Origin of the sequence: Mesorhizobium sp. M0293 (assembly GCF_040321735.1) — a bacterium.
Lineage (GTDB): Bacteria > Pseudomonadota > Alphaproteobacteria > Rhizobiales > Rhizobiaceae > Mesorhizobium.
The window spans coordinates 20,108-32,580 of sequence record NZ_JAMYSA010000036.1 but is presented as its reverse complement, the minus strand read 5'-3'; the positions used below and the strand labels follow the sequence as shown (position 1 = coordinate 32,580).

General features: G+C 66.6%; 9 protein-coding genes and 2 pseudogenes. 1 reads left to right on the top strand and 10 read right to left on the bottom strand.

Annotated features, from left to right (window positions below):
- Nucleotides 1-140 precede the first annotated feature (140 nt).
- The 10 genes and pseudogenes from NKJ06_RS15765 to NKJ06_RS15720 all read right to left on the bottom strand — a co-directional run bounded on the left by NKJ06_RS15765 (nt 141) and on the right by NKJ06_RS15720 (nt 11,779).
- Nucleotides 141-1,175, bottom strand: a pseudogene (locus NKJ06_RS15765) (IS110 family RNA-guided transposase).
- 679 nt (nt 1,176-1,854) lie between these two features.
- Entirely contained in the window at nt 1,855-2,961 is a 1,107-nt protein-coding gene (fni, locus tag NKJ06_RS15760) for a type 2 isopentenyl-diphosphate Delta-isomerase (protein WP_502905625.1), read from the bottom strand.
- 28 nt (nt 2,962-2,989) lie between these two features.
- Entirely contained in the window at nt 2,990-3,892 is a 903-nt protein-coding gene (locus NKJ06_RS15755; protein WP_352810153.1) for a terpene synthase family protein, read from the bottom strand.
- Nucleotides 3,889-5,433, bottom strand: coding sequence for a hypothetical protein (locus NKJ06_RS15750; protein WP_352810152.1), 1,545 nt, complete (start codon nt 5,431-5,433; stop codon nt 3,889-3,891). Before NKJ06_RS15750 ends, NKJ06_RS15755 begins: the two co-directional genes overlap by 4 nt.
- Before the next feature lie 147 nt (nt 5,434-5,580).
- A complete protein-coding gene (locus NKJ06_RS15745) occupies nt 5,581-6,570 on the bottom strand; it encodes a polyprenyl synthetase family protein (protein ID WP_352810151.1) in 990 nt (329 codons plus the stop codon).
- A 144-nt stretch (nt 6,571-6,714) separates the two neighbouring features.
- Nucleotides 6,715-8,058, bottom strand: a complete 1,344-nt coding sequence (locus tag NKJ06_RS15740) for a cytochrome P450 (RefSeq protein WP_352810150.1) — start codon at nt 8,056-8,058, stop codon at nt 6,715-6,717.
- A complete protein-coding gene (locus NKJ06_RS15735) occupies nt 8,058-8,900 on the bottom strand; it encodes an SDR family oxidoreductase (protein WP_352792614.1) in 843 nt (280 codons plus the stop codon). The genes NKJ06_RS15740 and NKJ06_RS15735 overlap by 1 nt, the downstream gene beginning before the upstream one ends.
- Nucleotides 8,901-9,068: 168 nt before the next feature.
- Nucleotides 9,069-9,194: pseudogene (locus NKJ06_RS15730) on the bottom strand (ferredoxin); the annotation flags it as partial.
- Nucleotide 9,195: 1 nt separating this feature from the next.
- Entirely contained in the window at nt 9,196-10,485 is a 1,290-nt protein-coding gene (locus tag NKJ06_RS15725) for a cytochrome P450 (RefSeq protein WP_352810149.1), read from the bottom strand.
- 91 nt (nt 10,486-10,576) lie between these two features.
- Nucleotides 10,577-11,779, bottom strand: coding sequence for a cytochrome P450 (locus NKJ06_RS15720; RefSeq protein ID WP_352798783.1), 1,203 nt, complete (start codon nt 11,777-11,779; stop codon nt 10,577-10,579).
- 201 nt (nt 11,780-11,980) lie between these two features.
- On the opposite strand from NKJ06_RS15720, the gene NKJ06_RS15715 reads away from it, so the two are divergent.
- On the top strand, nt 11,981-12,241 hold the full coding sequence (locus tag NKJ06_RS15715) for a hypothetical protein (RefSeq protein WP_352441406.1): 261 nt from the start codon (nt 11,981-11,983) through the stop codon (nt 12,239-12,241).
- The last annotated feature ends 232 nt before the right edge of the window (nt 12,242-12,473 follow it).

Below are 12,473 nucleotides of genomic sequence, written 5' to 3'. Positions count from 1 at the left end.
GCGCCTTGATTGCCGATGATGGGGCAATCGAGCCAAGCCAATCCACGAACTCACCTCATCCTCGTCCCGCGAAGGACAGCTTTTCCACCGGTGGGTGGAACTGGTGTCGTCCCGTCGGGGGGGCGACGTTTATCAATTGTTCAGCCGGCGACCGGCATCATTTCCGTCCTGGTCCAGCGGAACTGTGTGCCGTCGCTCCAGATGCGATGCATGATCACCGCCAGCCGGCGGGCGAGCGCAACGATGGCTTTCTGCTGGCCGCGCCGCTTGGTGACGTCCATCGCTCAGGCCTTCAGCCAGGACCATTTCGTCACCCGCGTGAGCAGGGTCTGCGCGGCCTCGTAGAGCAACGTTCGCATCATGCCGTCGCCGCATAACGAGATCCCGCCCACCCGACGGCTTTCGCCCGATTCGTGGAGCGCCGGCGTCAGGCCCAAAATCGGACCGACCGCCTTGGAGTTGCGGAAGCGGGCGGGGATATCGATTGTCGCGGTGTAGGCCAGCGACACGACGGGGCCGACACCGGGGATCGACATCAGCCGGCGGCAAACCTCATCATCCCGGACGATCGCCAGAAGCTTGCGGTGCAGGGCGGCATAATTCTGGCGCAGCTTGCGGCGCGCGTCGAGCAACGGTTCGACGATCTCGGCCAGATCGGGCATGCCTTCGGTGAGCTCGCGGATCCGCTCCTCAAACTTGACCGCACCGACCTTGCCAACCTTGAGACCGAAGTTGCGCAACAGCCCGCGGATGTCGTTCTCGATGGCAATCGCCTTGTCCTTTAAGAGCTTGCGCGCCGTCAGCAGCGCCCGGCGCTTCTGACTCGTCAGGGTCTTGACATGCACCGGACGGAACAGATTGACCCGCATTATCTGCGCGATCCCGCGCGCATCATTGCGGTCGGTCTTGTTCGGCTGCGCCTTCAGGAATGCCTTGGTGTGACGCGTCTCAATGCAAACCACTGGCAAGCCGGCTTTGGCAAGCCCCTTGAACAGCCATTGCGACAAAGGTCCGGCCTCAAGCCCGACGCGTTTCCACGTCTCGGTGAAAGAGACCGCAATTTGCATCGTCGACGAAACGGGCACGGTGTGCCGCGAGGTGATCGCATGAGGTCCACAACATCGGAATTTGGTCTCTGCGAGGACCGCTCGCAGGCAGGCCGCGCCTGCCGCGATGCCTTCCTCGGCCTCAGGCACCAGCCTAAGCCCCGGTAATCAAAACGATAGATGGGACATTCTCGGCGGTTCGATTTGGTGCCCTAAGCCGCCTCATGATTCACGACCGCGTTCTGCAGCGCTGCCATGATCTTCTTGCTATCGCGATCGACAAGCCGATGTCGCCGTGGAACACGGCTCTCCCAGCTCACGTCTATGCGGACCTCCTTCCGGCATGTGTCGCCAAATCGCTCCGGCCCTCGCGTAACCGTCCATTCCACCGCCATCGCTTTGTCTCAAGACGATGCTGATGGACTGCTCGAGCTTAACAACCCATGTTTGACCCCAGAGCATTACCGGTCTCCGCAAGACCGACCGCGCATGACTCGGGGTCAATGTGGATCGCTACTCCTTCATTGCAATGGATTTGCACCATCTGCTCCTGCCGGTCTCCCGGCGCACCTGGTGTTCCGACGCTTTCAGGGGCTCAGCTCGCTCGGCGTGACCGATCACACTGATCAAGCATCGACATAGCCGTCGAATACCGCTTTACTCTCGGCTGCCGTTCGGGCATGGTGGGGCGCCTCCCTGATCACGAAGCAGCACCCGAACAAGCCCGCGACCAGCGGAATCCCCCGCTTCCGAGACTTTCTCACTCAGGTCACTAGGCGCCCGCCGCCACGTGCGGGCGACGCCGGCATCAACCGGTGGGCAGATGCGCCGAGGGCAACAAGCGCGCCTGACGCAACGCCGCCAGATCAGCCGAGCCGGTGCAGAAGCAGGCGACGGCCAACTGGCGGATGACGATCTCGAAATGCGCGACAACTGCCTCGGTGGATACCGTAGCCGCGCGCAGCACGCCGGCCGCCTGCCCGGCGATGTCCGCGCCCAGGCGGATAGCCTTGGCCACGTCGACGCCGTCGCTGATCCCGCCCGACGCGATCAGCTTCACCGCAGGCAGCGCCCGACGGACCGCCTGCACGCAGGCCGGGGTCGCAATCCCCCAATCCGCGAACGCCACCGCCACTGCGCGGTCGGCGGCATCGCGGGCGCGCTCGCTTTCCACCGCGGCCCAACTGGTGCCGCCGGCGCCGGCGACATCGATCACCGCCACGCCCGCCTCGACGAGCGCACAGGCCACCGAGGCGGACAGGCCCGACCCCACTTCCTTGGCCACGATCGGCACGCCCACGCTGCGTGCGGCGCGAGCGATCTGCGCCAGGACGCCGCGCCAGTCGCGGTCGCCCTCCGGCTGTACCGCTTCCTGCAGCGGATTGAGATGGACGATGAGTCCATCGGCCTCCAGTGCATCCACCGCCCGGCGTGCAAGGTCCAGGCCGTCGGCCTGGCGCAGTTGCGCGGCGCCGATATTGGCCAGCAAGGGAACGTCTGGGGCGAGGCGGCGCAGCGCGCGCGTTAGCCCCTGGGAGTTGCGGGATTGCAGGCTTACGCGCTGCGAACCGACGCACATGGCGATCCCCAAGGCTTGCGCTGCCTCGCTCAGATGGCGGTTAACGGCCTCGGCGCGTGGCATGCCGCCGGTCATGGAGCTGATCAGCAGAGGCGCGCGCATGGTCTTGCCCAGCAGCGAGGCGCTGAGGTCGATCTGCGTCAGGTCCAACTCGGGCAATGCGCAGTGTTCGAAACGAATGTACTCCCAGCCGGCAGCGGCCTTGGCCCGCGCCGTTCGCCGATCCAGCACGATGTCCAGGTGGTCGTCCTTGCGCCGGCTCAGCTTGGTGTCGCTGATGCTCGCTCCATCAGCGGCATCGGGCGACGGCGTAGAGTCGGATCGGACCGACGGCAGCGCGCGAACGCCGCCGTTTTCCGCGCGTTCAGGCCGGGGCACGCTGGCCTCCGCCCGCAGCGTCGCTGCGGTAGCGGCTGGTCGAGGTCTCGTAGTACTGCGCGCGGATGGCCGCCATGGCTTCGATCAACGGTCCCCACGGCGGGGGAAAGCGTTCTTCCGCCATCACCCGGTGCAGCATGCGCGTATGGCCGGCCAGCTCGTCGTTGAGGAACTCCACCACAGGCGTGGCCGGATAGCGCTGCAGCAGCAGGATCGCCGCGTTGTCGGCCTCGCCGGCCGACCTATCCTTTTCGCGTCCATGCAGATCGTTCTGCAAGCGCCCTATCGCGGAGATGAGCCGCAGGACCTGGCGAAACGCCGGGCGCGCGCGCAAGGTCGCCATGTCCAGCCCCCATAGCAAGGACAGGCAACAGAACACGTTCGTGTAGGCGATCGAATCGATGCCGTTGTGCAGGTACTCGGCGTAGGACCAGCGTTCCGCCCCTGCCGCCTGCGCGTGTCCGGCGCGCAGCGCCGCGCAGTAGCACCGGGTATCGTCGAGAAGCTGAGCATAGTCGCGACGATCGTAGGCGAGCGCGGCGAGCGAAGCGCGCAGCACAGCACAGCCCTCGAACCCGGGGAGCACGCACGGCACGCCCTGCCCCAGCGCCTGCTCCACCGCGGCCAGCTGCTCCGGCGCGATCAGGCCAAGGTCGTTGCAGTCGTCGAGCCAGAAGAGCAGCGCCAGTTCGCGATAGAACGCCACGATCAGCGTTTCATCCTGCAGATCGCGGCCGGTGCGGGCGCTGGTGTCGCGCAGACTCGGATGGATGCGCTGCAGGATGTACTGGCCGCCCCTGACTGCTTCCACAGCATGCTCGTCGGCGAACCCCGTCAGGGAACGCCCCCACTCCAGCACCTGCTGCAGCGCGCGATCGGTCGGGATCATGCTGCTCCTGTTCCCTCAGCCGAGACGCGCCGCCCCCAACGAAGCGCTAGCCACAGCCCGGCGAGTTCGGCCACGCGCACCACCCGCGTGGGGCAATACAGTTCCTTGCCGATCCACAGCGGCGTCTGGGGCAATGCATGCGCCGCATGGCGGGCGAGCATCCACTCCAGCGTGCGCGCGACCGCCTGCGCGATGCGCCGTCGCCCTGCCGGCTCTTCGGTCCCGTCTATGTGCAACGCGAACAGCGCATAGGCGGTTTCCTCGAATGTGGACGCGCGACCGGCGCCCCAGCCGCCGTCGTCGCGCTGCGCCTGCAGCAGCGCCGCCAGCGCGCGCTCGTCGCGCCACTGGGGCTTGCCTTCCGCCAGCGCAGCGACCGCATGCGCGGTTGGATACAGCCACGAAACGTGCCATTTTTCGTTGTCCCATACACCGTGGGCGTTGCGATTGGCCTCCACGTAGGCGCTGGTGCAAACGGCGGGCTTTCCCAACATTCGCAACGCATGCAGGGCATGGATGTTGGTCGACACCGAGGCATTGCGCTCGCCGGGGAAGGTGACGAAGCGCTCGCCGGTTGCGAAATGGCGCAATGCATCGACCGCCGGGTCGCGGCCTGCAAGGCGAAGGACGCACAACGCAACGGCGGTGTCGTCCGCATCGGCCGCGAAGTGCAAGGCCGGCCCCAGACCGCGCACTCCGAGGCGGGCGTCGAGCTGCGCGACGATCACTTGCACCGCCTCGGCGAGCGCGGGATGCGCCAACAGACCCGCCAGATGCAGGGTGTATAGCGACCAGCATGGCTCGAACACATTGATGGGCCAGACGTTGGGAACGACACCTTCGATGCCGGTGCGCGTCGCCCGCGAGGCCGCCTGCAGATACGCGTCGGCGCGCCCGACCTGCGGCGTGCTCCCCTGTGTCACGGCGAGCGCGCGCCACGCGGCGGTGGCCGCCGGACTGATGCCGATGCTGCCGTCGTCGTCCGGGCATGCGGTGGTCGGCGACGTCCCCCAGGCTTCCCAGGAGTGCAGCAACGGATGGCCGCTCGGCAACGTCGCAACCGCCCCCAGCTTGTCCAGGCATGCTTGGCGCAACGGCAACAGCGCCGGGTGGCGCGGAAATGCCACGCCGCCCTGTAAGGATGCGGCCTCGCCGCACAACTGCGGCAGGATCAGCTCCGCGCCGATCGGCGCGTCTTCCGGCACCGCATGCGCGTAAGGATCGGGCTGGCGCTCGATGAACCGGGTTGCAGCCTGGACTGCGTCGGCAGCGCCGGGAAGAGGATCGGCATGCTGCAATGCCAGCAACGCCGCCCACGTGGGCGCATGGCGAAACAGCGGGAAGTCCGCACTTCCCCATCCGCCATCGGCCTGTTGCTGCGCGATGAGCCACGCGTATGCGTCCTGCCGACCGGTGACGTTGCCGTGGAACTGCAGAGCTCGCGCCGTGTCGTAGACGGACGGACCGATGCTGCCGCCGTCGCTCATCTCGCTCAGCAGGTGGCGCAATTCGGAAAGGATCTGTTCGGACAGCGCGTTCACGCGGGATGTTCCTTCTGCAGAGGGCTAACGAGAACAGAAACGGGCAGACGCCGCGCACGTCGCCGCCGACACGGACACAGTGCAGCATGCAGCGCCCGCCGGCCGATCGCAGCAGCACAGGGGCGAGTTCATACCGGACAGGCGCGCTCACGCGTATGGCGCGGACAGATACACGTTGGCCCGCTGCAGCATCTGCGCCAACCCTTCCGCACGCGGCCCCAGAGGGGCGATGGCCTCCCCGGCGTCGTGCAACAAGAACAGCGCGAACTGGCGCGCTGCCTGCAGCCCCATGATCGACGCGCAGGTCGGCTTCTGCGCCGCCGCGTCCTTACCGGGGGTCTTGCCAAGAGTCGCGGTATCCGCCGACGCGTCGAGAATGTCGTCGGCCACCTGCAACGCCAGGCCGAAACAGGCGCTGTAGCGATCGAGCGCACAGTACAGCGCATCGTGCGCGGCATCCTCCGCGATGGAGTATAGCGCGCCCATGCGAACCGACGCGCGTACTAGCGCTCCGCTCTTCATCCGGTGCATCGCCAGGATCCTGTCCAACCCGGCGTGCTTTCCGACCAGGGACAGATCCATCGCCTGCCCGCCTGCGGCACCCTCGGCGGACACCGCCTGCGCCAGTTCGCGCACGAGCGCGATACGGTTGTCGCCCGGCGCATCCAGGCTCGCCAGGGTTAGGAAGGCGTGGGCCTGCAGCGCATCGCCGACCAGGATCGCAGTGGCTTCGCCGAACTTTACGTGCACGGTCGGAAGGCCGCGGCGAAGCACGTCGTCGTCCATCGCGGGCAGGTCGTCGTGGACCAGGGTACAGGCGTGCATCATCTCGATGGCGGCGCCAACGTCGTCGAGCATGTGCGCCGGCGTGCCCGCCAGTGCGCCGGCAGCCAGACAGAGCAAGGCGCGGGTGCGCTTCCCGCCATGCAAGGTGGCGTAGCGCATGGCCGCCATCAGCTCTGTCTCACCGTCGTCTTCGGCGCAGAGCAGACGCGCCAGCGCCTGTTCGACCCGCTTTGCGCCGTCCTGCATCCAGATCTGCGGGAGCAGGCCGCCAGATGCGCCGCGCGCCTGCGCGCCCAATCCGCCGGATGCGGAAACGCCGATTCGGTCGCGTGGAGTGGAACCGGTCTGCATGTTTTCATGTCCTTGTAGCTGAGACGGCCACGGCGAGCGCAAGCCGTCACGGTGTTGCCGGCGTCACGAGTGCGTGCGCTGTGTGCAGCAATGCCGCGCCCCGCCGGCGCCGCTGCCTTGCCACACAGGGCATGCGATGCCAGCTCATGAGAAGCCTATGCGGATTGCCATGGACGGATGTGCGGTCGGGTAATAGCGCCGGCCCTTTTCGACGTCGCTCAGCAACTGCGGCCGCACCCCGTCCTTGTGCATGGTCAGCGCCAAGGCGATGCAGAACTGCACCATTTCCAGCCATACCAGGTGGTAGCCGATGCAGACGTGTGGGCCGGTACCGAACTGCAGCATGTCAACCGGCCGGATCGGCTCTGTGCGTAGCAGCCACCGCGCCAGGCGGAACTGATCAGGCGCCTCGTGCAGCAGCGCCGAGGTCGAGAAATGCAGCAGCGGGATGCATAGATGGGTGCCCGCGGGAATGCGCCGTTGGCCGAGTTGCAATTCCTGCAGCGCGCGACGCGGCAGGAGCGTGGTCGCCGGATGCAGGCGCAGTGTCTCGCGAAACAGCGCCTCGGCGACCGGACACTGCGCCAGGTCCGCGTGCAGGGTCGGCACCGCGCCCACGCGTTGCGCCTCCTCGACCAGGGCGTCCCACAGCACAGGCTGCCGCGCCAACTCGATCACAATCCAGGCCATCGTCGAGGCAGTGGTGTCGTGACCGGCAAGCAGCAGCAAGCGAATATTCGCGATCAGGACGTCATCGGAGAGCGGACCGTCGCTGCGGTCGAAGGCGCTCACCATGTCGTTGATCAACCCGGTGCGCGCGGCATGCGCGCGCGCATCGCGGACGAACCGGCGCAACAGCGCGTCGCTCCAGTCGCGGGCGGCACGGCCGCGCCGCACGGGCAGTCCGGGCAGGGCGCCCGGGGGGGCGACGATCCATTGCACCAATTGCCGGTACTTGCGATGCCATCCCGGCAGATCCTGCGCGGGGATTCCCATGAGGCTGAAGATGAGCTTCAGCATCAGGTCCCCGGTTTCGCGCAGGATGGTTACCTCGCCGCGGGCGCGCCACGCCTGCACCCGCGCCTGGATGACGGGCGCGAACAGGTCGCCGATCCCGGCCTGGGTCAGTCCCTTGGGCAAGAACGCTGCCTTGATGGCATCGCGCGCCTGCCGGTGCGCGCCGCCGTCCAGGGCAACCAACGTTCCGCCAAGCAATTCGGGCGCGATCTCTTCGATCAGCGCCGAGGACACGTCCTTGTGCTTGAGCAGTGAGAAAGCGTCCGGATCCACACAGGTCATCAGATGTCCGGCAGGGCCGAAATCCAGCCAGAAGTGGCTGCCCAGCGTCCGTTGCGCGCGCTCCAGCAGGCGCGGCAGGTCGCAGACAATGGCGGGAAGATGCCCGACCAGGGGGAAAGCGCCAGGCATTACCGGCATGTCGCATCGCAGCCGGTGCCGACGGTTGAGTGGGTTGAGCAGCATGTCCATCAGCAGCGCGCCGCCGCCGCCGATTCGGTATCGCCGGCAGGGCGCGCGGCGCAGCTGTTGCCACCGTCGGCGTATGTCGGCACATGCGCCAGCATGCCGCCGTCGATGCACACGACCTGGCCGGTGATGAACGCAGCATCGTCGGAGAGCAGGAACGCCACGAGTGCGGCAACGTCCTCGGGACGGCCGACGCGCGGCAGGAGCTGGTGCCGGCGCAGATGCCGTTGCATGCACTCGTCCAGCTTGGCGAGGAGACGCTCGGTCATGATAAGACCCGGCGCAACCGCGTTGCAGCGGATCTGAGAGTGACCGTACTGGGTGGCGAGCGAGGCCGACAGCATGTTCATCGCCGCCTTCGACGCGGCGTAGGACGTCTGCGCCGTGTCACCGCTGAGCCCCTGGCACGACGACATGTTGACGATCGCGCCACCGCCGCGGGCGATCATCCGTGGGATGGCCTGCCGGCAGCAGAGCAGCGTGCCGCGCAGATTGGTCGCCATGGTCTGATCCCATACCGCCAGGTCCAGGTCGAGGATGGCGCGGTCGCGCGGGGTCAGATGCATGGCGCTCGCATTGTTCACCAGCAGGTCGACCCCCCCGAAGTGCCGCTCCGCCGTCTCGAACAGCGCTGCCACCGCCTGCTCATCAGCGATATCCATGGCTATGGGCAGCGCGTGGCCTGCTTCGGCCGCGATCTGCGCGGTGCAGGCGATGGCCGCCGAGCCATCAATGTCGGCCACCACCACTCTGCCGCCCCCGCGCGCGATGGCGAGAGCGCATGCCTTGCCGATGCCGGCGCCGGCGCCGGTCACCACGGCCACCTTGCCTTCAAACCGTCCCATCGTGTCTCCTGAATTGCACTGGTCTTTCGCAGCATGCCGCTCGGCCTCCACCGGAGAAGGCGCAGGGTCGGCGCTGGCGCGCTCGTCATGGCCAGCGTCGCTCTCGATGACACGAATGGCGGCGACCGGGCACTGGTTGGCCGCAAGCCGCACGGCGGCGTGCAGCGCCTGCGGGACCGTCGCCACGCACACTTCGGCCACGCCGTCCGGTTCGCGCTGGCGAAAGGTGCCCGGCAGCGTCAGCACGCACTGCCCGGTCGTTCCGCACAGATCCTGATCGACCACGACGCGCATCTCAGCCCTCCTGCCCATGCAGCCGTACCGGCAGCGCGCGGAATGTCCTAAGGAACGCGGAGGGCTCCCGGGTCGGCTGCTCGGCCAATGCCAGCGTGGGGAAGCGCGCCTGGATCCGCGGCAGGCTTTCGGCCAACTGCACCCGGGCCAGTTGGGCACCAAGGCAGAAGTGGATGCCGTGGCCGAAGGTCAGCATGATCTTCCCGTCGATCGACATGCCAGGACTGGTGCCGTAGAACCGCACGGGATCGAAGCGATCGGGATCGGCGAAGGCGTCCGGGTCGCGATTGCCGGCCGCGATGAGCACGCGCACGTCCGCGTTCTTCGGGATCACCACGCGGCCCAGTTCGATGTCGCACTGGGCGATACGCGGAATGGAGCTGAACATGGCGGGCGCGTCGTAGCGCAGGGCTTCTTCGACGAATGCCTTCACCCCCACGGCATCTCCCTTCAGCCAATGCCGCTGTTCGGGATACGCCAGCATCGCCAGGACCGCATGGCCGATGGCCGCGGCAGTGGTGGCGAAGCCGCCCAGCAGCATGCCCCAGAGCATGCTGATCAATTCCGCATCCGACAGCATGTCGGAATCGTCGTCGTGTGCGCCGACCAGCATTGACACGATGTCGTGGCGGGAATCTGTACGCTTGCGCTGTATGAGGTCGCCGAAGTAGGCCTGCACCCTGGCGCTGGCCGCGTCCCCCGCGGCGAGCTGCGGATCGCTGGCGTGCGGGCTCAGGCCTTCCAGAATGGCGCTGATGCCGCCGACGAGCCCCAACATGTCGTCCGGGGGCATGCCGAACAGTTCGCCGAAAACCAGCATGGGCAAGGCCAGCGCGAATTCCCGATGCAGGTCCACCGCCTCCCCGCGTTCCAGCGCGGGCGCCATGCCGTCCAGGCGCGCTGCGACGATGCGAGCAATGGTCGGCCTCAGCTTGTCGATCTGGCTCATGGTGAAATCGCGCGAGATCAGCCGGCGCAGACGCGTATGCGTTGGTGGTTCCTTCATCGCTAAAGTGGACGCCAGCAAACTTAGCGACAGGCTGGTCGCCGCCCGCGGGAAATAGCGCGCCAGTTCGCCTGGCGCCGGCCCCCGAAAAGCATCGCCCGTGGCCTTGAGCGCCCAGCAGATGTCGGCGTGGCGGCTCAACAGAAAGAGGCCCGACGCCGCGCGATGTACCGGATCGTGCTCGCGCAACCACCGCATGAATGGGTACGGGTCCTGAATGCACGCTGGCGACGCCAGTTCGGCGAAGGCGTCCCGGCATGCTACCGTGGTATCTTGCACGTCCATCTTGGTCACCTGTTGGCTGGCTGATCTGATCGGCGCGCGGCAGGCGCGCCGGCAACTCGAGAACGTCGCGATTCCTGGTGGCGTCCCCGCATCACCAGAGCACCGGGAACTCCTCGAACCCGCCAGTGATGATCTCCTTGCGCAACTTCAGTTCTTCGGGCGCCACGGCCAGGCGTAGCGCGGGAAAGCGCTGGAAGATTGAACCGAACACCGCCTTGAGTTCCAGCCTGACCAGCGCCAAGCCGACGCAGTTGTGCGGCCCATAGGAGAACGCCAGGTGCGGGTTTTCGTCACGTCCGATGTCGAAGATTTCCGGGTCGTCGAAATGGCGCGGATCGAAGGACGTCGCCGGCAGGCCGACCAGCACCTTGCTCTCCGCGGGAACATGCACGCCCGCAATGGTCACGTCGGTCCTCGGATAGCGCATGATGCCGTCCCAGCCCGCGCCCGGCGGGTACATGCGCAGGATTTCCTCCACCGCCTTGTCCACCAGGGATGGATCGCCGACCAGGCGTTCGCGCTGTTGCGGATGGCGGAACATGGCCAGCAGGCCGAATTCGATCTGCGCGACGGTGCTCTCGTGACCCGCCACGAGCATGCCCGCGGCCAGGCCGATCGCCTCTTCCTCGGTCGCCTTGCCCTGGTCGACCGCCGCGAGCAGATCCGTCAGCAGGTTGTCGCCCGGATCCTGGCGCTTGTCCCGCATCTTGCCGCGAATGTAGGCGCGGAGTTCTTCCCAGGCCAAGCGCGACGCGCTTCGCGGGCCGCTTTCATGCTGGTGCGTCATCACCTCGTCGGACAGCCCGGCGAAAAAGGCGTGATCCTCGTAGAGCACGCCCATCAGCGCGCTGATGACCATGGCCGGAAGCGGAAAGGAGAGGTGGCGCCGCAGATCGGCGGGCTGGGGCTGGGCCGCCAGCGTGTCGAACAACTGCGCGGCGATCGCCTCGACCTGCTGCGCGAGCAGCTTCACCCTGCCGTTGCTGAAGGCCGGCGCCACGATCGTGCGTAACCGCGTATGCTCGCCCCCCTCGTGCGAGACCAGCCATCCTGGCGAACCGAGAATCACCGAATCCGGGGTGAATGCCGCCGGCGGCATTCCCGCGGGCCGGAACGCCGCGTCGGACAACACCGCCTTGGCCTCGTCATAGCCTGTCACCCACCAGCCTTCGTGCCCGGACGGGAAGCGCACGCGGTGGATCGGACCGTTGGCCCGTAGCGCCAACATCTCGGGCGAGGGCTCAATGTGATCGACGCGCCACATCGGCAGCGTCGGCAAAGGTTGTTCGGACATGCTGGCACTTCACTCTATAGCGATGGGAAGGGCGGAAGGTGACCGGCGGGTGCTGCGGCAGCGAAGACCTAAGACGGCATGTAGACGACGTCGTCCGAAAGCAGACCGATTATCAAGATCGGCCAACGTGTAACTGTCTAGGCACACCGCGCGGCGAGATGCAGAACTTTATCCTGCACCATCGATTTCAGGATAAGGTCGGTGTGGTGGGCCTTTGAGCCGCCGCCGGCCAAGATTTCCTGCGCAAGGGTCGACAAGGGCGGCGAGCTGTTGGGTAAGGGCGGTTTCGCCGAGGACCCCCTGCCCATAGACGCTATCCGACGCGGATTTGACATTTTGCTTTTCTTTCTTCGTTCCATTCGTGCCATCCACGAAATGAAAGTCGGTCGGCGGGTCCCGGCCCGCAACGAAGGTGCTTCAAAACTCGTGCCAATTTGGCCGACCGAAGAAAAAAATTTGTGATGCTTTCAGCGGCTTAGCCTGAGGCCGGAGAAGAGCTCGGCGAAATAGGCCGGCGTCGCGGACGAAACGAAGGCGACAGAACGTGTCGGATAGTACGCGCTGGTCGACCTTTCGGTCGGGCTTGCGACATTCTGGTCCAGTTTCGAACATAAGAGGGCGGCAAACAGACACGATTGGGGAATTCGATCCTCACGGGGCCAAGGCGCTTGCCCAAGAGCGCGCGCTCATGGTT